This is a genomic window from Maribacter sp. UH1, assembly GCF_056839145.1.
The window spans coordinates 2,826,902-2,852,136 of record NZ_CM166387.1 but is presented as its reverse complement, the minus strand read 5'-3'; the positions used below and the strand labels follow the sequence as shown (position 1 = coordinate 2,852,136).

Here is a 25,235-nt window from a genome sequence, read left to right as displayed (position 1 = left end):
ATTATCACTAGAAATATCTATAATTGCCAAAACTAAAACATTAAATTAAACAGCTGTTACATATCTAAATAGGAAATGAAAAAAATAGCAATTGGTTGCGGAATATTCTTAGTGCTGGTCATAGGTACCGTTGCGATATTGTTCTATATACTTACCAGACCTAAATATAGAGATGTATCTAGCGAAAAACCGTTTACAGAAATCATAAATCAAAAATTAACTACGAAAAGACCTACACTAATTTTAAATTATGATATGCCCAAATATGAAGACTATAGCTATCACTTAGAAGATGGCAATAGCTTTGGTATGGACTCTGATTTAGAGACAATTGCAGAAATCCCTACAGGTACAGAAGTAGTCTTAGATAAAATTGAAATACACTCCAATTGGGTAAGCGGTTCATCTACCATATATCTTTTCGGTAATATATATAGCGAAGAGAAACAAAGAAGCTATCCATTTCAGTATACTTGGGGCGATTACCATCTGCTATATGAAGACAACCCATACTGGACCTTTGAGCTTGCCTTTTGGCAAAACGAAGCGTTGACTGAAAAGTATTATATAGAGCTTCCATAATAATTATATACCTGAGTGATGCATATAAAAAGAATAAGAAAGAAATTTCATATTTATGATCAATACTATACTTGGTAATTAATCTTTGCTTTAAACAGTTTTAAATTATCGGTTTAAAGGGTATTTGAAGAATTGTTTCAGCTATTATAGTTTACCGATGACTAATCAATAGATTGATATACTACCAGTATAAAAGCCAAAACACTAGGTTTTAGCATCAAAAGAAAAAACGCCAAATAAATACTATTTGGCGTTTTTTGATTTTTACTACTAACTATTTGTAGCTACGGTTATTTCATCTCATAAATAGCAATAGTACTAGATACTTCATGAGTTGCGATCATTAAATAATTTCCTGTAGGACTATCATCCTTATCCACAACAATTAACCCTTCTGGTGAAATATCTTCGGCATCATAGATCCAGGTAACAAAAACAGGGTTATATGGGTTGGTTACATTGTAAGCTAAAATTCCACTAGTTCTTTCCAAACCAACGAACAACAACGTTTCTTCTCCTACTTTTAAGGTTTTTACAGATTCTGGCTCGGCACCTTTATCATCTGACCTGCCATCTACTTCGCCTTCATCTTGGTTGAATATAGACGGTGCCAAAGCTAATGTTCTTCGTGCTATCTCAGAACCGCTATCAAACACCAATTGTCCGTTAGTATCCCAAATAGAAAAAGAGCGCGCACCGTACGAATAGATTTGCTCATATAATCCGTCATTATCTTCGTCTCCGTTTGCAGTTGTCGTTTTTAATCGACCTAAATTTTCATCTGCTTGCACTACTTCAAAATCAGGATAAAAAGCAGGATCTAAATCCAAATCCTTTACACGCACTTCTTCAGAATAACCGTCATAGTCTCTTGAATCACCTTCATTGGCAGAAACGATAAAACCGTTTCCATTAGCTGTGAAATAGTCTATTGCATCGGGCATATAAAAACCTAAAACATTCCAGTTTGCCAAATTTCCAGCAATACCGTCTCTATTGGAGGCGTCTAACTCATTACCGGAAACGTTGTGATTCTTTGTTCCTAAACCTACCAAACCGGTGATGGTCTTAGAGGTAAGGTCAACTATTGCCATTCCGTTATTCTCTTGCAAACCAATATATGCAGTGCTAGAATCATCAGAAATAGTAACATACTCCGGCTCCACATCTTGTACAAATGAAGAAGCACCATCATTACCAAATACTCTAAATCCGTTACCAGGATCCATCTGTCCGGCAAAAGAAATTTGCGTTGCAGTTTCCGTAGCTACTTCTATAACCGTTATTGAACCTTCTGGATCAACCGTATAATCATCGTTTGGCTCACCTTCATTAGCAGCAACGATATATTCCCCATCAGGAGAAAAAGCAACCATATCAGGTAACGCACCTGCTACATATGATTTGATTAAAACTTGCGAGTCAGTGTCATAGGTATCAACAGTACCCTCTAATTGTTTATCGCTATTTTCAACGGCAATTGCCAAAATACCATTGTGAACAGCTACAGAATTAGGACTACCTGTTAAAGCGATAGAAGCACCTTTTACAGGGTTTGTAGCATCTGTCAAATCTAATACCGAAATTTCATCCTCTTCCGGATTCACTATGAATAATTTGTTGGTAACGGCATCAAAAGCAGATATTTCTGCAAAAGCTTCGTCATTACCATTGGTAAACGTTCCTATTTTAGAGAAACTAAGTTGATCGATGGTTATTGGAAATTCGGCATCCATACCATCGGCTCCGTCAGCCCCGTCAGCACCATCGGCGCCATCTACACCGTCCACTCCATCAACACCGTCCATTCCATCTATACCATCATCGGCACATGAGGTACATAAAATAGAAATTCCAAGAATTGCTACACAAAAAGGTCGTAATACATTTTTCATTTTAATACAGTTTGGTTTTAAATATCAAAACAAGAAGATCAATGTAAAGTTGGGGTTAACTGCATTGTAAATAATTATTATAAAGATGTTAAATAAAAGATACAGATTTGTAAATACTTTAATAACAGCAATATGAACCTTCCATAATTTAAAAAAGTAATACCCAACAAAAATGATACGATTAAAGTGAAACAAACCTATAAGCCTAACCTAAAAGTATGTTTCACTCATTTTTCATTGTATATAAAATTACCTTGGCACAGTTTTGTATTGTAATTTTACTATGATGAAAAAGCTATATTTAATTCTAATCCTATTTATGTCCGTACAATTTGGTAGCGCCCAACAGAACAATTCTTACGATCAACTTTGGAAACAGGTTGAGAATTTTGAAGATGGGAACCTTTCTAAATCTGCATTAAAGCAAACAGAAGCCATATTTAAAAAGGCGAAAAATGAAAATAATGGGGTACAGACTATAAAGGCTCTTCTTTATAAATCTGGCTTCATCAACAGACTTGAGGAAGATTCTAAATTAAAGATCGTTAATGATTTCAAATCTGAAATAGCAACTGCAGATGGTGCCACAAAAAACATTCTCCATAGTCATTTAGCAAATTTATACTGGCAATACTACCAGCAAAACAGGTATCGATTCAACAATAGAACCAAGACAGCCGTTAAGGTTGATTCGTTAGATTTTAGAACTTGGGATTTAGATACCATATTTAAAGAAATAGATCATCATTTTACCGCCTCCTTAGAAAACGCGGGCATTACACAACAACTTCCTATTTCAGATTTTGATACAATTCTAGAAAAGAATGAAGAAAACAGAAAGTATAGACCTACGTTATTTGACGTTCTTGCACATACCGCTTTAGAATTTTACACGACCAGCGAAAATAGCATTAACAAACCCGCAGATTCTTTTGAGATTGACAACGAAGCTATTCTATGCGAAGCATACACTGCTAGTTTTCTGACTTTTGATGATAGTAAAAATCTGTCTTTACAATCTAGGGCACTTGAAATATACCAACAACTCGTAGCATTTCATTTTGGCAACCCAGATATGAGCCCGTTGGTATTGGTAGATATAGAGCGATTACGCTTTATTCATGAAAACGCGACATTTGACAATAAGGACGATCTATACTTAGAAGTACTTAAAAATTCATCTGAAAACATAAAGCACAGTCCATTATCCGGTTTATACACATTTGAAATTGCACTACAACACCAGCAAGTAGCACACAATTATACTTCTTTAGGCGACGCGGCATATCAATGGAAATTGAAAGATGCCATTGCACTTTTAGATGATGTAATAGCAAGATTTCCTAATAGTTTAGGTGCACAAAAAAGCGAGGTTTTGAAAGCAAAGATTCAAGACCACAGCGTGCAGTTAACTACTGAAAAGTACATTCCCAAAAATACGATCAGTAAACTTTTGGTTCAATACAAGAACGTTGAAAGTTTGCATCTACATGCATATAAAATCACTCAAAATCAACTATCAAAACTAGAAGAAACTTACCCAGACAGTAAAAAGAAATCGTTTATTGAAAATCTTCCTATTGCTAAAACGTGGTCTGCACAGTTAAAGACCGAGAATGATTATCAATCGCACAGCACAGAAATTATAGTGCCGGCACTAGAGAACGGAAGTTATATTTTAACCGCTGAATCTAATGATGACAAAATTGATGTATTCAGTTATACAACCATTCAAGCAACAGATATGGCCGTTATTGAATCTCAAACCAACACACAGCAACAATACCAGATCATAGACCGAAACAGCGGTAAACCAATTACTGGTGCAGAGGTTATTTTAAGTTATAGAAAAAACTATAAAGACGCACTAAAACGAGCAACTTACACTACAGATAAAACAGGTTTTATAACCATTCAAAAAAGTAAAGAAAACTGGAACAATATTAACATTACGGTTAAGACTAAAAGTGACAAAGCCCATTTTGGCGAATACTACGTTAACCGAAATTATGCTCAAAACAATGACCAAATCAACTATTCATGCTTTCTTTTTATAGACCGAAGTATCTACAGACCAGGGCAACCTGTTTATTTTAAGGGTATTGCCATTAGTCAAAATAAAGGCATATCTAAAGTATTGGAAAAAACAAATATTGATGTTACACTAAGCGATGTAAACGGACAAGAAATTAAAACACTATCATTGACATCTAATGAATATGGTTCAGTTTCGGGTGAATTTATGTTACCAAACTCCGGACTCACAGGGCAATTTTCTATTCGTGCCAAATCGGACGACCTGAACTTAAATGGATACGCAATTATTTCAGTTGAAGAGTATAAACGACCTAAATTCGAAACTAATTTTGAACCTGTTACAGACACCTTTAAAGTAAACGATAGTATCACCGTAACCGGTAAAGCAACAGCCTATGCAGGCAGTTCCATCTCAGATGCAAAAGTAGTTTACCGTGTAAAAAGAGTGGTGAATTTACCAAGATGGTATTATTGGTTCAGACCTCATTTTAATGGCTCTTCTCAAGAAATTGTACAGGGAGAAACTATTACGGATGCAGCAGGAAACTATAAAATCACCTTTAAGGCTAATCCTGACAATAGTGTTGAAAAAGAAAACCTACCCACTTTTAATTATGAAGTTACGGCAGATGTAACCGATATCAATGGAGAAACACGCAGTACTACAACCACTGTCAACGTTGGTTATCACGCATTGGACGTAAGATTGCTAGTACCCGATGCTGTAGACAAGACCCAGAAAAACGCAAGCTTTAACATTACCAGCAAAAATTTAAACGGACAATCTGTTTTTGCCACGGGTGAAGTAAAATTATACAAACTTCAGGCACCCGATCATGTGCTTAGACCAAGACCTTGGCCAGCACCTGATTATTCCGGTTTTTCAAAAGAAGAATTTAAAAAGTTATATCCGTATGAAGCTTTTAAGAATGAAGACAATTCTTCTTATTGGCAGAAAGGCAAAATGGTTTGGCAATCTAAATTTGACACTAAAAATGCTAATGAAATCAGTTTTGGTAAAATCAAAAATTGGGATTCTGGAAAATATAGAATGGAACTCTTCTCTAAAGATAAATTTGGACAAGCAGTAAAAGATATTGCCGTTTTTTCAATTACGGGAGATGAGGAAACCCTAGCCGATAACCAATTACTTTATGTAAAAACGGATAAGGAACAGTATGCAATTGGTGACAATGCACAAATCACCTTTTTTTCTAGCGCAAAAAATCTGAACATCACAGTAATTGTTGAAAAAGACCAGAAGATTTTTGAAGAAAAGGTACTGGCGCTAAACGACAATTCTAAATCAATAACAATACCTGTTACCAAAGATGATTTGGGTGGCTTTGCCATCACCTACAGCTATGCATTTGCAAATCATTTTGATGAAAATACAGTGAACGTGCTTGTTCCCTACCCTTCTAGTGATCTACAAATAGAAACTATGAGCTTTAGAGACAAAATAGCTCCTGGTGTTGATGAAACTTGGTCTTTCAAAGTCAAAGGTCCTAAAGGTGAAAAAGTCAGCGCAGAACTATTAGCAAGCATGTATGATGCTTCTCTAGATCAATTTAGAGCTCATTCGTGGAACTTTTACCCTATAAACCAGCCTCATTATTATTCTCGAAGAAGAACTGGTGCGTACAATAGTTTTTCAACCATAGGCTTTCAGACATTTTCTCACCATACCAACTTTAACTACCCAAGACTTAGCTTCGATGCTTTTGAATCATTTGGTCTGAATTTTAATTTAGGTAATTTTTACGAAAGGCCTTCTATTAATTATAGTTCCGCACCCTTAAGAAAATCTATGATGGCAGACGATGCTGCATTAGATGAGGTTGTTACCGTTGGCTATGGTACTGTCAGAAAAGAAAATGAATTATCAAGTGCTGTTGAAAGTATAGAACCAACAGAACTAGAACCAGAGACAGATAATGAAGATTTTGATTCTGTTAGTATTCGTAAAAATCTACAGGAAACCGCTTTTTTCTTTCCAAAATTACAGACCGATAAAGAAGGAAATGTAAGTTTCAATTTCACTACTCCCGAAGCATTGACGCGTTGGAATTTGCAACTTTTGGCACATACCAAAAATTTGGAAAGCACGATAACCAACCTATCTACGGTAACCCAAAAAGAATTGATGGTAATCCCAAATGCACCACGGTTTTTACGTGAGGGTGATGAGATTATAATTAGCACTAAAATTTCTAACCTTGCTGAAAAGCTACTTTCCGGTCAGGCTAAAATAGAGTTGACAGATGCGGTAAACGGCACAGATATTTCAAAAGAATTATTAGCTGCTTCCAATGCACTAGATACATCACCTTTTGAAGTTGATGCTATGGGAAATACCCAAGTATCATGGAAATTGAATATTCCTGAAGGGTTGCAATCCGTTCAATATAAAATCATAGCAAAAGCAGGTGATTTCTCTGATGGCGAACAAAACATGTTGCCTGTATTATCAAACAGAACTTTGGTAACGGAAACATTACCTATGTGGATTCGTAGCAATCAGACCAAGACCTTTACCCTAGACAAGTTAAGGAACACCTCATCAACAACACTGAAGCACCATAAGCTGACCTTAGAAATGACATCTAACCCAGCTTGGTATGCAGTACAGGCATTACCCTACTTAATGGAGTACCCGTACGATTGTAACGAGCAGACATTCTCAAGGTATTTCGCAAACACCTTGGCTAGTCATATTGCGAACAGTAACCCTAGAATTCGCGAAGTGTTTGATCAATGGGCAAATTCAGATGCGTTATTAAGCAACCTTGAAAAGAACGAGGAATTAAAATCGTTATTAATTCAAGAAACACCATGGTTACGCGATGCACAATCTGAAACCGAACAAAAGAAAAGAATCGGATTATTATTCAATTTGAATAAGATGAAAAACGAGCAACAATCAGCATTAAATAAGCTGGCTCAAAATCAGAATTCAAGTGGAGCTTGGTCGTGGTTCAATGGTGGTCCAGATAATAGATACATTACCCAGCATATTATTTCGGGAATGGGGCATTTGAATCATTTGATCACTTCAGCTACGCTTAACAACCAAAATTCGTCAACTTCGTTCAACTCTCAATCAGATATGATTGAAGAAGCAATTTCATATTTAGATGCTGAGTTTGTGAAAGAGTACGAGCAAATGAAGAAATACACATCAAATATTAACGATGATCATTTAAGTGCAAACCAGGTACATTATTTATATATGCGCAGTTTTTTTCCAGAAATTAAAACCTCTAAAAAAGTAGATGATATCACTACCTATTATATAAAACAGGCACAGAAATATTGGAAAAAAAGAGGTTTATATGCACAAGGAATGTTAGCCTTGGTTTTACACCGAAAAGACGATGTAAAAACATCTGCCAAAATTCTACACGCTTTAGAAGAAAATAGCATTACCAGCGATGAACTGGGCATGTACTGGAAAAGTAATACCAGCTCATGGTTTTGGTATCAAGCACCAATTGAAACACAAGCTTTGCTAATTGAAGCATTTTCTGAAATCCGCCCTGCGGATATTGAGACGGTGGATAATCTTAAAATTTGGTTACTTAAAAATAAGCAGACCAATCAATGGAGCACTACTAAAGCAACAACCGAAGCTGTCTACGCTTTATTATTACAAGGTAGCGAGTGGTTATCAGTTACAGACGCAGTTGAAGTTTTAATTGGCGGTGAAAAGATTGATCCTTCTACCTTAGAAGATGTAAAAGTCGAAGCAGGTACCGGTTACTTTAAAACTTCTTGGAATACTGCTGAAATTCAACCAAAAATGGGTGAAGTACAAATCAGTAAAAAAGGCAACGGTATTGCTTGGGGAGCATTGTACTGGCAGTATTTTGAAGATTTGGATAAAATTACAAGTGCCGAGACTCCGCTGAAATTGAAGAAAAAAATCTTTTTGAAAAAGAATACGGATTCTGGCGAAGTGATTTCTGAAGTGACCGATAATACCAATTTAAAAGTGGGCGACTTGGTTAAGATAAGAATTGAGCTAAGATCCGACCGAGATATGGAATTCATACACATGAAAGATATGCGTGCTGCCGGTTTTGAACCTGTAAACGTAATTTCAAGATACAAGTGGCAAGACGGCTTAGGGTATTATGAAAGCACTAAAGATGCTAGCACCAATTTCTTCTTTGACTATTTACCAAAAGGAGTTTATGTATTTGAATATGATGTACGTGTAAATAACGCTGGAGATTTCAGTAATGGCATTACTACCATACAAAGTATGTATGCACCAGAATTTAGTAGCCATAGTGAAGGAGTTCGTGTTTCGGTGGGGAATTAATGTCATTACGAACGTAGTGAAGTAATCTGTTTATGGGCTGACTAAAACTCACCCATAACTAATAACAAACAGATTGCCACGTCGCGAAAAATGTTCCTCGCAAGGACGAAATAGCACAAAAAAAAGGGCACTACAATGTAGCGCCCTTTTCGTCTTTTACTAAAAAATAATCTACCAAATACTAACTCTCTTTTCAGGAGCTAAATACATAGCATCACCTTCTTTAATATCAAAGGCATCGTAAAATTCTTGAATATTCAACAAAGGTTGTGTTGCTCTTACCATACCTGGAGAGTGTGGATCTGTTTTGATCTGAGTTCTTAAAGCCTCATCTCTACTCTTTGTTCTCCAAACTGTAGCCCAAGACATAAAGAAACGTTGCTCAGCAGTAAAACCATCAATATCTTCAGGACGACCGTTTTCAGCGTAGTATTTCTGAAGTCCATCATAAGCACCTAACAATCCGCCTAAGTCACCTATATTCTCACCTAAAGTAAATTTACCGTTTACATAAACTTCTGGCAATACCATCACGCTATCATACTGTACCGCTAAAGCATCAGCTCTTTCAGTAAAAGCAGCTAAATCAGCATCTGTCCACCAGTTTTTAAGGTTTCCATCAGCATCGAAACGAGAACCGCTATCATCAAAAGCATGAGATATTTCATGACCTATTACAGCACCAATTCCACCATAATTTACAGCTTCATCAGCAGTATAGTTATAGAAAGGAGGTTGTAAGATTGCAGCAGGAAAAACAATCTCATTGTTCAACGGATTAAAATATGCATTTACGGTCTGTGGAGACATTCCCCACTCCGTTTTATCAACAGGCTCACCAATTTCAGAGTAATTCTTTAACTCTCCCCATTTGTTAACAGCAGTCATATTTTCAAAGTAAGACTTGTCTGCAGAAACTTCCATAGTAGAATAATCTTCCCACTTATCTGGGTAAGCAATCTTAACAGTGAATTTATCTAACTTTTCAATTGCTTTGGTTTTTGTGGAATCGCTCATCCAATCCAAAACAGAAATACGTTCTTTAAAAGCATCGATTACATTCGCAATCATTAATTCAGCTTTAGCCTTAGCTTCTGGTGGAAACTTAGCATCAACATACAACTGACCTAATGCTTCACCAACTGTACCGTTTACCGTTGCCAATGCACGCTCGTCTGCAGCACGTTGTTCTTTTGCACCTCTCAAGTATTTGCTATAAAATTCCCAATCTGCGGTTTCAATATCAGTCGTTAATTTTCCAGCAGCACTATTAAAGGTATCCCATCTTACCAATGTTTTGATATCTTCAATCGGTGTTGTTTTTAAGAACTTGTCCAACGCTTCGGTATATCTTAATTGAGTAACCAAAAGAGTATCAAACTTTTTATTGATCCCCAAATCAGAGATAAGTTTTTTCATGTCAATTGTAGACATCATTTTATCTACCTCAGCAATTGTTCTTGGGTTATTGTAATTTCTAGCATCTCTACGTTCAACCTTGTTTAAACGTGGTTCTGCCAATTGCGTTTCTAGAGCTAGAATTTTATCGGCAGCTTTAGTTGCATCAGCTTCAGAATCACCTAATTTCTGCAACATTGTAGATACGTGTTTTTTGTACTCTTCACGTATTTCAACAGACTTCTCATCTTCTTCTAAATAGAAATCACGATCAGGTAAACCTAATCCGTTTGCACCTAAATACACAGCGTTCATACTACTGTTATTTAAATCTGCACCAGCGCCAATATTTAAGAAAGGAGAAGATACAGCAGCATTGGTTGCCAAAACAGTTTGCAAATCTTTTAAATTCTTTACCGAAGCAATTGCTTCAAATGCCGAATTCAACGGAGTAATACCCGCTTTGTTTCTAGCAGCAGTATCTAACTTAGTATCAAAAATTGCCAAAGCCTTTGCCTGATCGGTATCTGCAGCATAGTTACCACTTTCTTTTGCAGTAGCTAATATTTTTAAAACATCGTCGTCAGTAGATTTACGAAGTACACTGAAACCACCCCAGCTAGTTCTATCATCAGGAATTTCGGTAAACTTCATCCAGTTTCCGTTCACATAATTATAAAAATCTGACTTTGGGTTTTGAGTAGTATCCATGTTCGTAAGAACAATACCAGGTATTGTTTCTACTTCCGCAGTAGGTTTCGCTTCCTCTTTACAAGAAGCTAAGGCTACCAGTCCGGCAGCTAGAAAATAAATCTTTTTCATTTTGTGTGAGTTAGTTTTTAACGTGTCAGACTATATGACGCTCGTTTTAAGTTTTGTTACAAAAATAACAGGATTTTATTTTAAGCAGGTTTATTTCACTATCAATTTAGAACATTAACATTTGAAATAGAGTTGTTTACTCCTTTAAAACCGATTAATAAACTTAAGAATACCATGTTAACTCATTGAAAGTGCCGCTTCACTCATTATCTATTTTAAAAGACCCCGTTCCATTTTACTTTAGGGGTATAGATATAAAACCAAAATAATATGAAAAGCACATTAACAATTGACGTAAAAGAACCTTGCAAAGAAAAATTCAGTAATTTTAGTAAAACCGAAAAAGGAGGTTTTTGCCAAAGCTGTGAAAAAGAGGTTATTGATTTCACCAATTTTTCTGATAACGAACTTATAAATTATTTGAGCCAAGGCAATAAGAAAGTTTGCGGAATGTTCAAGGCATCGCAATTAAAAACATATGAAACCAACTCTTTACAGACTATGAATAATTCTATGTTACATAAAGGAATTGCAGTGATGAGTTTTTCTCTACTAGCCCTATGCGCTACTGAAGTTAAAGGTCAAGAAACTGCAAGTATTGAACCACCTATTGAAGTAGTTTCAACAGATATTATAGGCGATATTTCATATGTTGAAATTGTACAAGAAAAACACATCGTAACAGGTACCATTGTCGATGAAGCAAATGAACCATTACCAGGCGTCAACGTAGTTTTGAAAGGAACTACAGTAGGTACACAAACAGATTTTGATGGTAAATTTGAATTTCCTCAACAACTAGAAGAGAATGACATTCTAGTACTTAGTTTTATAGGATATGAAACCAAAATGTACAAAGTTGCAGCAAACGGTAGTGCTGATATAGATATCAATATTACATTCGACACCTACGATGTTGAGCTGATGGGCGAGGTTGTAATTGGTGGAGCTTATACGAGCAAAAGAAATATTTTTCAGAAGATCGGGGATATTTTTAAATAATGAGAAACCTTGTTCTACTATTTATGCTCTTATTTTCAATAACGAGCTTTGCTCAACGCGCAGATTTTCAAGAAATTGATTTTACAAAAGCGGACAGCATTGCTCATTATTATAAGGATGAGAACCTTAAAAACCTACCGGTACTAACCCATAATTTAACGGCATCATTAAAAACCGATGTTGAAAAATTTAGGGCAATATACACCTGGGTCAGTTCTAACATTGCCAATGATTATTCTTCTTATCTTAAAATAAGCTCAAAGAGAAAAAGACTTGCTAAAGACCGAGAAGCCTTTTTAGATTGGAATACAAGCATTACACCTAAAGTCTTTAAAAGTTTATTAGAAGACCGAAAAACTGCCTGTACGGGTTATGCGTATCTGGTAAAAGAAATGGCAAATTTGGCAGGATTTAATTGTGATATTATCGATGGCTACGGACGTACACCTAACTTACTTTTAAAAGAGGATAGCGCACCCAATCATTCTTGGAATAGGGTTCAGATAAATGATAAGTGGTATCTGTGCGATGCTACTTGGTCTGCCGGGGAAACTATAGTTGTTAATGGCACTCCGTTTTTTCAGCAAGACTATTTTGACGGCTATTTTTTAGCTGACCCAAAATTATTTGTAAAAAATCATTTCCCGATCAACAGCGATGAAAATCAAGATTTGAAAACGGATGCATTCAAAGACTACGTTGCAGGACCCGTTATTTACAAAGAAGCGTTTTTAGCACCGCTAATTCCTATAGCACCGGCAGTAATGCATAACAACATTAAAAAAGGCGCATCTGTAACTTTTACATTACAAGTGCCAAAAGAATTTAATGAAGACATTCAACTTTTATTGAATAAAGGAGGTAGTCAAAAGAAAGGTTATACGATTATCAATAGAGAAGAAAATGAAGTTCATCTAGAACAAAAATTTGATAAGAAAGGACTTTATGACGTTCATATTTCAGTCGAAAATCAACTAATTGCTACTTACGTAATTAAGGTAAAATAGTATCATTGTGGTGGATACTTACTAAAGATCTTATCAACCACAGCTTGAATCTTTTCTGATTTTTCTTGTGGTGTATCTCCTTCACGAAATGGACTTTCGCTAATGGCTTGCCAAATAAGCATGTCTTTGTTAGAATCTACAAAATCTATTTGAAGCTCTCTTGTCATTTTTGGTCCTCCAACGGGAATACCTATTGACACTCCGCCACCAATACCTCTGTTACCACCACCAAGCCCTACACCTACATTATTACCGGACTGTGATTTAAATACTGAACTTTTAATATTTATAAACATGTCTGGCTCTTCTGCGAACATGAATCCTTTTTCACCCAAAGTAGCATCTAAGGCATCCATCAACCTTTTCTCGTCTAATTCACTTAGACCAGTTTCCATATCTCCAAAATAGTTATAGGTAGAATAGGCTGTAAAATCGGTTTGATCATCATAATCATAATTTACTTTTGCAGCTCCGCAAGAAGTTAAAATGATTAATACAACACTAAAAAGGAAAATTCTCATGACAATGTATTTTCTTAAAATTAAAGAAATTAAAAGAGTATTATATGATTTTACCGCCATATTCGACTAAATAAGCTTCCATAGAACCTAATATTTCCATTACTCAATTCTAAAACCGTTATACCTCTTCGTTTTTATCTACAGATTTTGTTAAGGCAGAAGAAATAATTCCTGTAGGAATAGCTACAATACCCAGACCGATCATGAGAATAAAAAAAGTAAATACCTTACCACCTACCGTTATAGGATAAACATCACCATAACCCACTGTAGTTAAAGTTATAATAGCCCACCAAAGACTATCAAAAATAGAAGAAAAATTTTCTGGCTGCACTTCATTTTCAAAATAGTAAATACCTACAGCAGAAAAGTAAATCAAAATCAATGTTACTATTAAGAAAAGTAGAATTTCCTCTTTTGCTAACGATATAGCCTTTGTAAAGTGATTAATAGCCCTATTATATCGCATAAGCTTTAAAATACGGAACAATCTCAAAAACCTAAGTGCTCTTAACGATCGCAAATCTATACCCAAGGCTAAATAAAAAGGGAGAATAGCTAAAAAATCTACAATTCCATAAAAGCTGAAAATAAACTTGAACTTATTATCAGCCACATAAATTCTAAGTACATATTCTATTGAAAATACAACTACAGAAAAGACCTCGATTATTCTTAAAACTTTACGAGTATCCGGTTCCAAATCGGGTACAGTTTCATAAGAAAAGGATATAATAGATAAAAAAATCAATGCTTGTATGAAATAGGCAAAGGTTCTACTTTTCCTATTATCATTAATTTCAACAATATTCTTCAGATACTGTTTCATCACATAAACGTATTACGCGTTAAGCATTGCCCAAAGCTTATCTTTCAATTCTACAATGCCCATTTGCGCAACAGATGATATAAACATGAAAGGCATTCCGTTTAATTCTTTATTCAGTTCCTCTCTCATTTCATCCATCAACTCCTCATCAAGCATATCGCTTTTAGAGATACAGATAAGACGTTCTTTGTCTAACAACTCTGGGTTATAACGACGTAGCTCATCCAATAAAATCTCATACTCCTTGCTGATATCCTTACTATCCGCAGGTATTAAGAACAGCAAATTGGCATTACGCTCTATATGTCTTAAAAAGTAGTGTCCTAAACCTTTGCCTTCTGCAGCACCTTCAATTATACCAGGAATATCTGCCATTACGAAACTCTTAAAATCTCGATATTCCACAATACCTAAATTAGGTTTTAATGTGGTAAACTCGTAATCGGCAATTTTTGGCTTTGCTGATGTTATAACTGATAACAAAGTAGACTTGCCAGCATTTGGAAAACCAACTAGACCAACATCTGCCAATACTTTAAGCTCTAAAAGAAACTCCCCTTCTAGACCGTCCATACCGGGTTGTGCATATCTAGGCGTTTGGTTTGTAGACGTTCTAAAGTGCCAGTTACCACGACCACCCATACCACCTTTTAGAAGAATTCTCTCTTCACCATGCTCGGTTATTTCAAAAAGCACTTCTTTGGTTTCAAAGTCTTTAACTACCGTACCTAATGGCACATCTAAATATACATCTTCACCATCAGCACCAGTACTACGGCTTTTACTACCGTGTGCGCCATGACCTGCTTTAAAATGTTTGGTGTATTTAAAATTGATCAAGGTCCAAAGGTTTTCGTTACCTCTAACAATTATATGTCCGCCACGACCACCATCACCACCATCAGGACCACCTTTGGTAATAAATTTTTCACGGTGCAAATGCACAGATCCCTTGCCTCCCTTACCAGAAGTCAAACCCACTTTTACGTAGTCTACAAAATTACCTTCGGTCATTGTTATTCTTTCAATTCAAAATCCCCATCAATATCTTCAATGCGAGAATTTCTATATTATTTTAAGCCTTCTATTACTTCTGTAAGGCGTTCCGTAATTTCGGAAATGGTACCTATACCGTTTACACTATGGAACTTACCCTGTGCCTCATAAAATTCTTTTACAGGAGTAGTTTTTGCATTGTACTCGTCAAAACGATTTCTAATCTTGGCTACATCTTGGTCATCTGTTCTACCGCTAACCTTACCTCTCTCTAAAAGACGTTCAATTAAAATTTCATCATTTGCCTCTAACGCAATAGTAGCATTTATGCCCATATCTTTAGATTCTAGAAAATTATCTAAAGCTTCGGCTTGTGCAGCGGTTCTAGGGAAACCGTCAAAAATGAATCCGTCTGCATCAGCATTCTTCTCCACTTCTTCTTGCAACATTTTAATAGTCACCTCATCTGGCACTAGCTCTCCTTTATCAATATATGACTTAGCCAAAGTACCTAACTCCGTTCCGTTTTTGATATTGAATCTAAAAACATCTCCCGTAGAAATATGTTTTAAATTATATTTCTCTTTTAAGAATTGTGCTTGTGTGCCCTTGCCGGCTCCTGGCTTACCAAAGAGTACAAGATTAATCATATGTTTCTGGTTTAATTGGTATACTTCTTTTAAATTTCTTCCTTGTTCTTTATAATCTAGACCGTAACCTACAATAAAATTATCTGGTATGGCCAAACCAAAATAGTCAATGGCATATTCGCCTTTGTACACATCTGGTTTATAAAAAAGACTGGCTATTTTAAATTCTTTGACCTTGGTCTTGGAAAACAAATGCACTAATTTCTGCAAGGTACGCCCGGTATCAATAATATCTTCCAATATAATGACACTGCGCCCTTCTATATTCTCTGGTACATCTAATAAAGTCTCTACAATACCCGTAGATGTTAAGCCTTGGTAAGAACTCAATCTTACAAAAGAAACTTCGCATGGGTGCTGGTAAGCTTTCATTAAATCTGAAACGAACATAAAAGATCCGTTTAACACGCCAACAAAAATGGGTGTTTCATCTTTATAATCTACAGCAATTTTATCGGCAACCGTTTTTACCGCCTGCAAAATTTCAGATTCGCTGAGATAAGGTTTAAAAAACTTGTCGTGAATTTGTATCAATTTTCATAAATTATCAAGGTCAGCAAAGATAAGGTATTGCCTTGTGTTTTTAATTAGAAAGGAATTGGTTTCTAAGATTTAACCGTATTTTTGTAGTACTTAAGGCGTTTTTTCAACTGCCAAAAGCAACAATTATATGGATTATTTTTCTTCAGAATTTAAATTAGGCATTTTAGGTGGTGGTCAACTAGGTAAAATGATGTTATACGAAACCCGAAAATGGGATATTTACACCAAAGTATTAGATGGTTCTGCTGAAGCGCCAAGTAGAATGTCATGTAACGAATTTGTTCAAGGCAGTCTGTTGGATTTTGATACGGTTTACAATTTTGGCAAAGATGTAGATGTGTTAACCATTGAAATTGAAAATGTAAATTTGGATGCTTTAGAGAAATTAGAGGATGAAGGCGTTAAAGTATATCCGCAACCAAAGGCGTTACGCATTATTCAAAATAAAGCCAAGCAGAAATTATTTTATGTAGACAATGAAATACCTACTGCAGATTTTCAGCGATTTGCTTACCTAAGTGAAATTGAAGATAGTATTGAAAATGAAGCATTGCAGTTTCCTTTTGTATGGAAGGTTGCGCAATTTGGATATGACGGACAAGGTGTAAAAGTCGTTCGTAGTTTAGCCGATTTAGAAGGATTACCTACTGGAGAGTGCATAGCAGAAACTATGATACCGTTTAAAAACGAATTAGCGGTAATTGTTTCTAGAAATGCGGAAGGAGAAATTAAGACCTACCCAGTTGTAGAGATGGAATTTCATCCAGAAGCCAACCAAGTGGAATACGTGATTTGTCCTGCCCGTATAGATGAAAAAGTGGCTGAAAAAGCAAGAGCGCTCGCATTAAAAGTAGCGGATAAAATAGGACTTACAGGATTGTTAGCGGTTGAAATGTTCCAAACCGAAGATGACCAGATATTGGTTAATGAAGTAGCACCAAGACCACATAATAGCGGGCACTATAGTATTGAAGCCAGTTACACCAACCAGTTTGAACAACACATACGTAGTATTCTAGGGCTACCATTAGGAATAACCGATAGTAAAGTAGCAGGTGTAATGGTGAATTTGGTAGGAGCGGAAAACCATACGGGAAATGTGGTTTACAAAAACATCGAGGAAATTTTAGGGATGGAAGGTGTTACTCCACATATATATGGTAAAGCACAAACAAGACCATTTCGTAAAATGGGACATGTAACCATCGTAAATAATGATTTGGCAAAAGCGAGAGCAATTGCCGAAAAAGTAAAAGAAACAATACAAGTGATTTCAAAATAAAAAACATGAGTAAAGTAGCCGTAGTAATGGGCAGTACAAGTGATATGCCCGTAATGCAAGACGCCATAGATATTTTAAAAGGTTTTGATATAGAAGTAGATGTAGACATTGTATCTGCCCATAGAACACCTGAAAAATTGTTCGATTTCAGTAAAAACGCACATACCAACGGATATTCGGTTATTATAGCCGGTGCTGGTGGTGCAGCGCATTTACCTGGTATGGTAGCATCCATGTCTCCGTTACCTGTTATTGGAGTTCCGGTAAAAAGTAGCAACTCTATAGATGGATGGGATTCTGTACTTTCTATTCTTCAAATGCCAGGTGGTGTACCAGTAGCAACTGTAGCATTGAACGGTGCAAAAAATGCAGGGATTTTAGCTGCTCAAATTATAGGTAGCTCAGATAAATGTGTTTTAGACAAGGTGATTTTGTATAAAGAAGGTCTAAAGCAAAAAGTTATCGATGGCGCTAAAGCTGTAAACGGCAAATAGTCATCTACAAGAAATTTCAATTCTCAAATCTAATTTCTCAATACTAGAAATATGAATCCATTATTATCCCCTTTTGATACTGCTCCATTTTTACAAATAAAAAACGAGCATTTTAAACCCGCTTTTTTACAATCTATAGAAGATGCAAGAGCGGAAATAGATGCAATTACCAATAATACGGAAGCACCAACTTTTGAAAACACGATAGAAGCATTGGAATTTTCAGGTCAGCAATTAGACCGAATTTCAAGTGTGTTTTTCAACTTGAATTCTGCCGAAACCAACGAGGAAATTCAGAAAATTGCACAAGAAATTTCTCCATTACTTTCAGAATTCGGTAATGACATTACCTTAAATGAAGATTTGTTCAAAAGGGTAAAAGCAGTTTATGATCAAAAGGATGATTTAGACCTTACCGTAGAGCAAAACACCCTTTTAGATAAGAAATATAAGAGCTTTAGCAGAAACGGAGCTAATTTATCCGAAGATAAAAAGACACGTTTACGTGAGATCGATGCTAAACTGGCAAAGCTAAAACTAACATTTGGCGAAAACGTACTTGCCGAAACCAATAAATTTCAGCTACACCTTACGAATGAAGCCGACCTAGAAGGTTTGCCAGAAGGTGAAAAAGAAGCTGCCGCACAATTAGCGATTTCAAAAGGCAAGGAAGATGGCTGGATGATCACATTAGATTACCCAAGCTATATACCTTTTATAAAATATGCGAAAAACAGAGAACTTCGCAAGAAACTTTCGTTGGCATTTGGCAGCAAGGCTTTCCACAACGATGAATTGGACAATCAAGAAAATGTGCTAGAAATAGCGAAATTACGTTTTGAGAGAGCCAACTTACTAGGCTATAAAACACATGCCGATTTTGTATTAGAAGAGCGAATGGCAGAAACACCTGAAAAAGTACATTCATTCTTAAACGAGTTACTTGAAAAAGCGAAGCCGGCTGCAGAACGTGAGTTTAAACAATTAGAAGATTTCGCTAAAAAACTAGATAATATTGACCGTTTAGAAAAATGGGACAGTAGTTACTATTCTGAAAAATTAAAGCAAGAGTTATTTAATTTAGATGATGAGAAACTGAAGCCATATTTCAAGCTTGAAAATGTAATCAATGGAGTTTTTAAAGTAGCAGAAAACTTATTCGACTTAAATTTTGAAGAGGTTCATGACATTGAAAAATATCATGACGAGGTAAAAACCTATAAAGTTTATGATGCTGATAAAAACTTTATTTCATTATTCTATGCCGATTTTCACCCAAGAGCAGGCAAGCGTGGTGGTGCGTGGATGACTTCATACAAGTCGCAATGGAAAAAAAATGGCGAAAATGTGCGTCCGCATATATCTAACGTGTGCAACTTTACTCCGTCAACAAAGAGCAAACCTTCATTATTGACTTTTAATGAGGTTACAACCCTATTCCATGAATTTGGACACGGTTTACATGGTATGCTGGCAAACACTACCTACCCTAGCCTATCTGGTACCTCTGTATTTTGGGATTTTGTAGAACTGCCTAGTCAAGTTTTAGAAAACTGGTGTTATGAAAAAGAAGCATTAGAGTTATTTGCAAAGCATTACGAAACCGGAGAAACCATACCAATGGAACTGGTTGAAAAAATAAAGGAGTCTGCCACTTTTCAAGAAGGTATGCAAACGCTACGTCAACTAAGTTTTGGACTTTTAGATATGTCTTGGCACGGTATAGACCCAACAGGCATTACCAATGTAAAAGCACATGAAGATGAAGCTTTTAAAGACACCAGTCTTTACCCAGAAACGCCAGATACATGTATGAGCACAGCATTCTCCCATATTTTTCAAGGAGGGTATTCATCTGGTTATTATAGCTACAAATGGGCAGAAGTGTTGGATGCAGATGCATTTGCTTATTTTAAAGAAAAAGGAATCTTTAACAAAGAAGTAGCAACCAAGTTTAAAGACAATGTTCTTTCACAAGGGGGTACTGAAAACCCTATGACACTTTATAAAAGATTTAGAGGAGCAGAACCTAAAGTAGAGGCTTTATTGGAAAGAGCAGGATTATTGAACTAATTCAATTTCAAAAAAAACCTAGTAACTCTACATAAATATTAAAAACAACCTGATATTGATTTATGAATATGATTCAGAATCAATATCAGGTTAATTTAGTACAAAGCTCAAGAAATTACTTACTTATTATAATATTATAACTCTACCCCCATTACCGTACTATCAGGACTTATTCCTTTTAGAAATAAAGTGGCAAATAACAATTTTAATCTCTATACGGCTGCTCATCATCTTTCTTAAATTAATTTTAACTCGCCTCTATATAAATGATTAGGCACTACATGTAATAGATGTAACCAATCAAGACCATTTTCATAAACAAATTCTTAAAGCACTGAAAATTAGATGGCAGAAAACAAATGGAGAACGGATAAAAATCTAATCATCAACAAACCCCAGGTTACATCTTCGAATTGTCCATTGACGTACAACGTTGATTTAATGCATAAACGTTGCAATAACTGACTTGAGAATTCATTTAACTCACAAACCTTCTGCTAATCAAATATTTATTAATTATATTGTAGTAATATAACTACAGCACAAACCATTACAACTAGTAGTTTATTCTTTCTGCCTTTGGCGTCAATCATTAAACACATTTGACTATGGAAAAAGGGAATACTCTTTTACATCATGATCAACTATTAGTAACAAGCAATAAGGTTCCATGTATTGGTATATTTCAACTAGACATCAAATCCAACCATATTTACTGGAATAATGACTTAAAAGAAATTCACCAAGCACCTTTGAATTTCACACCTCGAACAGAAGATTTATATGGCAATTGCGACAACCTAAAACAGAAAGATTTAATTACTAAAGCTCATAAAAAAGCAATAAAAGAAGGTATTTCATTTGAGCTAACATACGACATACTAACCCAAAAAGGTGAAAAACGTATAGTAAGAACTACAGTGCAACCTGTTTTAAAAAATGAATGTTGCACTAGCCTACATGGCACCACTATAGATGTTTCGCAATTTAACAATTCAAAGGTTGAAACAGTACAACACCTAGAGCAATTAAATACCGCCGAAATTTTGGCGAACTCCGGATCATGGAAATGGAATATTATTACCGACAAATTAATATGGTCCGATAATTTCTATAGCATTTTTGATCATGATCCAAACAGTCCTATCTCTTTTGAAGTTTATTTAAATTATGTTCACCAAGAGGATAAAGAAAAAATTGCCGCAAAATTTGAACGTGCATTAAAAGATAAAATATTTCCAGAATCCATTTACCGTATTCAATTATCCAACGGCACTATTAAAACCCTAAGATCTTCGGGCAAGGTTATTATTAATGATGAAGATGATATTGTTTCATTAATGGGAACTTGCCAAGATATTACAGAACAAGTAGCAAAAGAACAGGAGCTCTTTGAAAAAAAACAACAATTAGAATTATCTGAAAGTATAAATCAAGCAGGTTCATGGCAATTTTCACTAGCGAGTGGAAAATTCAAATGGTCAGACAATCTTTATACCATTTTCGACCTGGAGGTAGGTGTTCCAATGAATTTTGAAAAATTCAAAAAAGTCATCCATCCAGACGATATTAAGCTCGTAAATGAAAAACTTGAAGAAATAAAGAGAGAAAAGAAATCTCACACTTTTACACATCGCGTTTTATTAGAAAACAATACTACTAAAATGGTAAGAGTCGTCTCCGATGCCATAACAGATTTAAACGGTAACGTTATTGAGTTAATAGGTACGACACAAGATATTACTAGAAAACTGGATATTGAAATAGAATTAACGAAGAAAAATCAACTTTTAAATTTTGCGGAACATTTAACCACCATGGGGTATTGGAGGTACAAACCTACCACAGACGAAGTGTTTTGGTCGGATAACGTTTATATCATTTTTGACCACCCAAAAGACAAAAAGATAACTTTTGACACTTACTTTCAAAAAATTCACCCAGAAGACAGGGAGGTCACAAAATTAAAAATAGATCGATCTAGAAACGATCACAAGCCCTACAATTTTACACACAGAATTATTACGGACAATAATGTCATAAAAATCATCCAAATTATTGGAAAGGTCACGTATAATAATGAGGATGGTCTACAAGAACTTTTAGGCACCTGTTTGGACATTACCGAAAACCAAACAAAAGAGTTGGAACTGGCTCAAAAAAACCATCAATTAAACAGTGCCGAAAAAATGGCAATGATTGGTTATTGGCATTGGAATACAGCAACCAATGAAGTTTTTTGGTCAGACAATTTACACGCCATATACGGTCATGACAAAAACAAACCACTAACTTTTGAGACCTACATAAATTATATTCACGAAGACGACCGCCAAACAATTACCACTAAGCTCTCTAATGCAATGCAAAATGGTGATTTTCCTAGTTCCACGTATAAAATTCAATTAGATGACGGCACAATTAAGATAATAAAATCCATTGGTAAAATTGTAAGAAACAGTAAAGGGGAGGTTGTTGAAATGTCTGGTACTTGCCAAGATATTACAGAAAATAAAAAAAAGGAACTAAAATTACTTGAAATAAACCGTCAATTAAACCTTGCGGAACAAATGGCCATGTTAGGAATGTGGGTATGGAAACCAAGTAAAAACATTTTTAAATGGTCTGATAGCCTTTATAAAATTTATGGATTTGAACTAGGCTCTGAGGTAAACATAGACAGAGCCATATCTATGATATACCCAACAGATAAGGAAAAGGTAAAAAAAGTGATTAAAAACTTATTAAATGGCATAGACGAACCAAGGTCTACATATCGAATTATAGTAAACACTAATGAAATTAAAACCTTAGAAGTTAGACGTGAAATTTCTAAAGACGAAAACGGAAATATAGAATTATTAGGCACTACACAAGACATTACTGATATTGTAAAAACAGAACAATTACTCCAAGAAAAAAACCACTTACTTTCAGTATCCGAAGAAATGGCGATGATGGGATCTTGGAAATGGAATCCTGTTACCGGGCTTTCCACCTGGTCAGATAATCTTTATAAGATATATGGGATTGAATTACATACTCCTATTACTATTGAGTTGTTTTTATCTAAAATACACCCTGACGATGTTGACAATATAAACTATCAAATAAAAAATATTTTAGATACCCATAAAAGTGATAAAACACTAGCATTTCGTATTATAAAAAATGACGGTTGCATAAGGTCATTAGAGTTATTGGCTGAAATTATTGAAGATGAAAATAGAAGTATAGTAGAATTAATTGGCTCAACACAAGATGTTACTGCAAAAGTAAAAGCCGAAGAAAAAATTAAAGAAAAAAACCAATTACTCTCATATGCAGAAGAAATAGCCCTTATGGGATCTTGGCATTACAACGTACAAACAAATAAACTAAAATGGTCAGACAACCTATATAAAATGTATGACTTAGAAGTGAACTCTCCAATGAGTATGAATATCTTTTACTCTAAAATTCACCCAGATGACTTAGAAAGTGTAAAGAACCAAGTTAAAAAATGTGTTGAAGGAGATGAGAATATTAAGTCCATATTTTTTAGAATAATTCTCAATAATGGTACTATTCTCTCTATAGAGTCCATAGCTGGAATTACGAAAAACCATATTGGGGAAGTTATAGAAATAGCCGGTACAGCTCAAGATATTACAGAACGTTTAAAAATAGAAAAAGACATCTTAGAAAAAAATCAACTGTTAAATTTTGCCGAACAGCTCTCTAGCATTGGTTATTGGAAATGGAATATTGTCAATGATGTTATGGAGAAATCGGAAAATTTATTGAAAATTTTAGATTTTGACCAAAAGACGAAACTTAATTTCAATACATATATAAACAGAGTTCACCCTGCCGATCGCGAAAAAGTAATTGATATCAATCAGAAAATTATTGAAACAAAAAAGTTCAATACCTTTCATCATAGAATTTTAAAGAATGACAATTCCATTAAAACAATAAAAATAATAGGCGAGGTTATTTTAGATACTGAAGGCAATGTTATTGAATTAATTGGATCAAGCCAGGATATTACAGAACAAATAGAAGCTCAACAAAAAATACTGGACACTAATAGAAATTTAGAAAAATCAACAATTACGCTAACTTCAAAAAACAAACAACTTGCCGAATTCAATCATATAACTTCACATAATCTACGATCCCCAGTAAGTAATTTAAATGCCCTTTTAAGCCTATACAACAAAACCGATGATGAAAATAAAAAACTAGAAATTTTTAAGAAGTTCGAAATTGTTGTGGAACACTTATCAGATACTCTCAATGCCCTAATAGAGACGATAACAATTAAACATAACGCTGCAGCCATTAAAGAAGAACTTTCTTTTGAACATGCTTTACATAAAACTAAACAAATTTTGGCTGCAGAATTAATAAAAACAGAAGGACTTATCACCTGTGATTTCACAAAAGCTAAAAATGTAAAATACAATCCTATCTATTTAGAAAGTATTTTTCTTAATTTAGTTAGTAATTCATTAAAATACAGATCACCAGATAGAATACCTGAAATTTTTATATCATCAGAAATTGTAAATGGCAGAGTGCTTTTAGAGTTCAGGGACAATGGATTAGGAATAGATATGAAAATGCACGGAAATAAAATATTTGGTCTCAACAAAGTTTTCCATAAACATCCGGAAGCTCGTGGTCTTGGGCTATTTTTAACAAAGGCACAAATATCATCAATGGGTGGTTCTATCTCAGTAGATAGTGAAGTAAACAATGGAACAACATTTTATATCACTTTAAACTAACT

The 25,235-nt window shown here is 35.1% G+C and carries 14 protein-coding genes; 8 read left to right on the top strand and 6 right to left on the bottom strand.

The annotated features are described in order from the left end of the window. Positions 1-75: 75 nt before the first annotated feature. Entirely contained in the window at positions 76-582 is a 507-nt protein-coding gene (locus UH1x_RS12290; protein WP_482621933.1) for a hypothetical protein, read from the top strand. 290 nt (positions 583-872) lie between these two features. Here UH1x_RS12290 and UH1x_RS12285 read toward each other — a convergent pair whose 3' ends face one another. Continuing rightward, positions 873-2,477 carry a choice-of-anchor I family protein gene (locus UH1x_RS12285; RefSeq protein ID WP_482621931.1) on the bottom strand — a complete coding sequence of 535 codons (1,605 nt, stop codon included), beginning with the start codon at positions 2,475-2,477 and terminating at the stop codon, positions 873-875. A gap of 283 nt (positions 2,478-2,760) precedes the next feature. On the opposite strand from UH1x_RS12285, the gene UH1x_RS12280 reads away from it, so the two are divergent. Next, positions 2,761-8,841 (top strand): alpha-2-macroglobulin family protein, encoded by a 6,081-nt coding sequence (locus UH1x_RS12280; protein ID WP_482621930.1) that lies wholly within the window; start codon positions 2,761-2,763, stop codon positions 8,839-8,841. A 171-nt stretch (positions 8,842-9,012) separates the two neighbouring features. Here the strand turns inward: UH1x_RS12280 and UH1x_RS12275 are convergent, their stop codons facing one another. Beyond that, the gene (locus UH1x_RS12275) at positions 9,013-11,061 is read right to left on the bottom strand and encodes a M13 family metallopeptidase (protein ID WP_482621928.1); all 2,049 of its coding nucleotides are present in this window, start codon (positions 11,059-11,061) and stop codon (positions 9,013-9,015) included. A 270-nt stretch (positions 11,062-11,331) separates the two neighbouring features. Between UH1x_RS12275 and UH1x_RS12270 the strand changes: the two genes are divergently transcribed. Continuing rightward, positions 11,332-12,063 (top strand): carboxypeptidase-like regulatory domain-containing protein, encoded by a 732-nt coding sequence (locus UH1x_RS12270; RefSeq protein ID WP_482621926.1) that lies wholly within the window; start codon positions 11,332-11,334, stop codon positions 12,061-12,063. Beyond that, positions 12,063-13,070, top strand: coding sequence for a transglutaminase domain-containing protein (locus tag UH1x_RS12265; RefSeq protein ID WP_482621924.1), 1,008 nt, complete (start codon positions 12,063-12,065; stop codon positions 13,068-13,070). The genes UH1x_RS12270 and UH1x_RS12265 overlap by 1 nt, the downstream gene beginning before the upstream one ends. A gap of 2 nt (positions 13,071-13,072) precedes the next feature. Here UH1x_RS12265 and UH1x_RS12260 read toward each other — a convergent pair whose 3' ends face one another. The 4 genes from UH1x_RS12260 to UH1x_RS12245 form a co-directional block, all read right to left on the bottom strand. Further along, the gene (locus tag UH1x_RS12260) at positions 13,073-13,591 is read right to left on the bottom strand and encodes a DUF4136 domain-containing protein (RefSeq protein ID WP_482621923.1); all 519 of its coding nucleotides are present in this window, start codon (positions 13,589-13,591) and stop codon (positions 13,073-13,075) included. Between the two features lie 118 nt (positions 13,592-13,709). After that, the gene (locus UH1x_RS12255) at positions 13,710-14,420 is read right to left on the bottom strand and encodes an ion transporter (protein ID WP_482621922.1); all 711 of its coding nucleotides are present in this window, start codon (positions 14,418-14,420) and stop codon (positions 13,710-13,712) included. A gap of 12 nt (positions 14,421-14,432) precedes the next feature. Continuing rightward, positions 14,433-15,434: a GTPase ObgE gene (gene obgE / locus UH1x_RS12250; protein WP_482621921.1), complete on the bottom strand. Its 1,002-nt coding sequence runs from the start codon at positions 15,432-15,434 to the stop codon at positions 14,433-14,435. A gap of 56 nt (positions 15,435-15,490) precedes the next feature. Further along, positions 15,491-16,600, bottom strand: a complete 1,110-nt coding sequence (locus UH1x_RS12245) for an adenylate kinase (RefSeq protein WP_482621920.1) — start codon at positions 16,598-16,600, stop codon at positions 15,491-15,493. A gap of 136 nt (positions 16,601-16,736) precedes the next feature. On the opposite strand from UH1x_RS12245, the gene UH1x_RS12240 reads away from it, so the two are divergent. The 4 genes from UH1x_RS12240 (at position 16,737) to UH1x_RS12225 (ending at position 25,233) form a co-directional block, all read left to right on the top strand. Next, on the top strand, positions 16,737-17,891 hold the full coding sequence (locus tag UH1x_RS12240; protein ID WP_482621919.1) for a 5-(carboxyamino)imidazole ribonucleotide synthase: 1,155 nt from the start codon (positions 16,737-16,739) through the stop codon (positions 17,889-17,891). A 5-nt stretch (positions 17,892-17,896) separates the two neighbouring features. After that, on the top strand, positions 17,897-18,385 hold the full coding sequence (gene purE, locus UH1x_RS12235; RefSeq protein ID WP_076547358.1) for a 5-(carboxyamino)imidazole ribonucleotide mutase: 489 nt from the start codon (positions 17,897-17,899) through the stop codon (positions 18,383-18,385). A 51-nt stretch (positions 18,386-18,436) separates the two neighbouring features. After that, a complete protein-coding gene (locus UH1x_RS12230) occupies positions 18,437-20,458 on the top strand; it encodes a M3 family metallopeptidase (protein WP_482621918.1) in 2,022 nt (673 codons plus the stop codon). 608 nt (positions 20,459-21,066) lie between these two features. After that, the gene (locus UH1x_RS12225) at positions 21,067-25,233 is read left to right on the top strand and encodes a PAS domain-containing sensor histidine kinase (protein ID WP_482621917.1); all 4,167 of its coding nucleotides are present in this window, start codon (positions 21,067-21,069) and stop codon (positions 25,231-25,233) included. Positions 25,234-25,235: the final 2 nt, after the last annotated feature.

Excerpts from the sequence above, each read along its gene's own strand:
- UH1x_RS12290 (WP_482621933.1), top strand. The coding sequence starts at position 76 with ATGAAAAAAATAGCAATTGGTTGCGGAATATTCTTAGTGCTGGTCATA.
- UH1x_RS12285 (WP_482621931.1), bottom strand. The coding sequence starts at position 2,477 with ATGAAAAATGTATTACGACCTTTTTGTGTAGCAATTCTTGGAATTTCT.
- UH1x_RS12280 (WP_482621930.1), top strand. The coding sequence starts at position 2,761 with ATGATGAAAAAGCTATATTTAATTCTAATCCTATTTATGTCCGTACAA.
- UH1x_RS12275 (WP_482621928.1), bottom strand. The coding sequence starts at position 11,061 with ATGAAAAAGATTTATTTTCTAGCTGCCGGACTGGTAGCCTTAGCTTCT.
- UH1x_RS12270 (WP_482621926.1), top strand. The coding sequence starts at position 11,332 with ATGAAAAGCACATTAACAATTGACGTAAAAGAACCTTGCAAAGAAAAA.
- UH1x_RS12265 (WP_482621924.1), top strand. The coding sequence starts at position 12,063 with ATGAGAAACCTTGTTCTACTATTTATGCTCTTATTTTCAATAACGAGC.
- UH1x_RS12260 (WP_482621923.1), bottom strand. The coding sequence starts at position 13,591 with ATGAGAATTTTCCTTTTTAGTGTTGTATTAATCATTTTAACTTCTTGC.
- UH1x_RS12255 (WP_482621922.1), bottom strand. The coding sequence starts at position 14,420 with ATGAAACAGTATCTGAAGAATATTGTTGAAATTAATGATAATAGGAAA.
- obgE (WP_482621921.1), bottom strand. The coding sequence starts at position 15,434 with ATGACCGAAGGTAATTTTGTAGACTACGTAAAAGTGGGTTTGACTTCT.
- UH1x_RS12240 (WP_482621919.1), top strand. The coding sequence starts at position 16,737 with ATGGATTATTTTTCTTCAGAATTTAAATTAGGCATTTTAGGTGGTGGT.
- purE (WP_076547358.1), top strand. The coding sequence starts at position 17,897 with ATGAGTAAAGTAGCCGTAGTAATGGGCAGTACAAGTGATATGCCCGTA.
- UH1x_RS12230 (WP_482621918.1), top strand. The coding sequence starts at position 18,437 with ATGAATCCATTATTATCCCCTTTTGATACTGCTCCATTTTTACAAATA.
- UH1x_RS12225 (WP_482621917.1), top strand. The coding sequence starts at position 21,067 with ATGGAAAAAGGGAATACTCTTTTACATCATGATCAACTATTAGTAACA.